At 72.0% G+C, this 1,756-nt stretch carries 2 protein-coding genes; both read left to right on the top strand.

The annotated features are described in order from the left end of the window. Window positions 1-269 precede the first annotated feature (269 nt). Complete coding sequence (locus SACHA_RS0115085) at window positions 270-1,313, top strand: sporulation protein (RefSeq protein WP_019811013.1); 1,044 nt, start codon at window positions 270-272, stop codon at window positions 1,311-1,313. Window positions 1,314-1,499: 186 nt separating this feature from the next. After that, window positions 1,500-1,756 (top strand): DUF1275 family protein (locus SACHA_RS22410; RefSeq protein ID WP_157601715.1); only part of this gene is annotated, 257 nt, incomplete at its 3' end.

Below are 1,756 nucleotides of genomic sequence, written 5' to 3'. Positions count from 1 at the left end.
CACCGACTCCCGGGGCGACGCCGGGGCCTCCGGCGTCGCCCGCTCCGGTGTCGGACCCGGTGCGGCCGGGCCCGGGGAGCAGGCGACGAGGACGGCGACGGTGACGGATCCGAGCACGGCGAGACGTGGGCGCATAGGTCGCACAGTGAACCAGAAGACCGGGCGACGTCCCTGGTCGGCCGCACCGGTCCCGATCGACCGACAGTGCGTAGAAGATCATGTACGTTCGGTGAGAACGGACGGGATCGGCACGGAGGGTGAAACCACTGATGGTCTTCAGGAAACTGCTCGGGGCGCTCGGGGTCGGGGGGCCGTCCGTCGACACCGTGCTGCACGATCCGCATGTGCGACCCGGCGGCACACTGTCGGGTGAGGTCCGGATCAGCGGCGGTTCCCGGGAGACCACCGTCGAGCACGTCGTCCTCGGCCTGGTCGGTAACGTCGAGACGGGCGACGACGAGGTGGGTGTGGAGTTCCACCGCGTGGTCGTCGGGGGCGGGTTCGAGCTCGCACAGGGTGCGGAGAAGACGCTGCCCTTCGAGATCCCCGTGCCGTGGGAGACGCCGGTCAGCAGCGTCCACGGGCAACCGCTGCCCGGGATGGCCCTGGGGCTGCGCACGGAACTGTCCGTCGAACAGGTCGCGGACAAGGGGGACCTCGACCCGGTCGGCGTCGAGCCGCTCCCCGCGCAGCAGCGGGTGCTGGACGCGCTGTCCGAGCTCGGCTTCCAATTCAAGGGCGCCGACCTCGAACACGGACATCTCCAGGGCATTCCCCAGGAACTGCCGTTCTTCCAGGAGCTCGCGTTCTTCCCGCCGCCGCAGGCCTCCGGGCTCGTCGGTGAGGTCGAGGTCACCTTCGTCACCGGCCCCGACCGGATCGACGTCGTCCTGGAGGCGGACAGGCGGGGCGGAATGTTCACCCCGGAGCGGGACGCGTTCGGCCACTTCGCCGGAACCCACGACGAGGCGGCGACCACCGACTGGGCGGCCCACATCGCGCAGTGGCTCGACCACCTCGCCGAGCGCGGCGGCTCCCCGGACGGCCCCGGGCTCAAGTACACCCCCGACCACGGCGACCACGGCGACGGTGGGAAATCCGGGATGGGCGGCATGCTCGCCGGCGCCGCGGTCGGAGCCGGAGCCGGAATCCTCGGCGGAATGGCGCTCAACGAGATGCTGGACGACGACGAACAGCCGACCGGCGAGGGCGAAGTGGAAGAGCCGGAAGAGGAAGAACCGGAACCGGAGGAGCCGGAACCGGAGGAACCGGAAGAGGAGGAGCCGGAGGAGGAAGGCGGCGACGAGGAGTAGCGCCCCGGCACCCGCCGCGCCGTTTCCCCGCACGCTGCCCGGGTATCCGCCGGGACATGCGTATCGGTGACACCGGGAGCACCGTGCCCGCCGGGCGTGCCGGCCGCCGCATCCGCGCGGTTGCGGTGTCACCGTCCCCGGCACCGGTGCCGGCACCACCGCGTCCGCGCTGAGGGGCCGTGCACCGTGTCCGTGGCCACCGCGCCGCCACCCCGCCGAACCGTGCTCGCGCTGCTGGTGCTCACGGTGGTGACCGGGATCGTCGACGCGGTCAGCTTCCTGCGGCTCGACCAGATCTTCGTCGCCAACATGACGGGCAACGTCGTCTTCCTCGGACTGAGCGTCGCCCCGTCGTCGTCGGTCGCGACGTACGCCCCCGCGATCGCGATCGCCGGATTCGCGCTCGGCGCGCTCGCCGGCGGGGCGTTCGCCGCCCGCGCACC

Source organism: Saccharomonospora halophila 8 (assembly GCF_000383775.1).
Taxonomy (GTDB): Bacteria; Actinomycetota; Actinomycetes; order Mycobacteriales; family Pseudonocardiaceae; genus Saccharomonospora; species Saccharomonospora halophila.
This window is presented reverse-complemented; position numbering and strand designations above follow the sequence as displayed.

Bases quoted from the DNA above. Each gene is read 5' to 3' on its own strand.
- SACHA_RS0115085 (WP_019811013.1), top strand. From the start codon at position 270: ATGGTCTTCAGGAAACTGCTCGGGGCGCTCGGGGTCGGGGGGCCGTCC.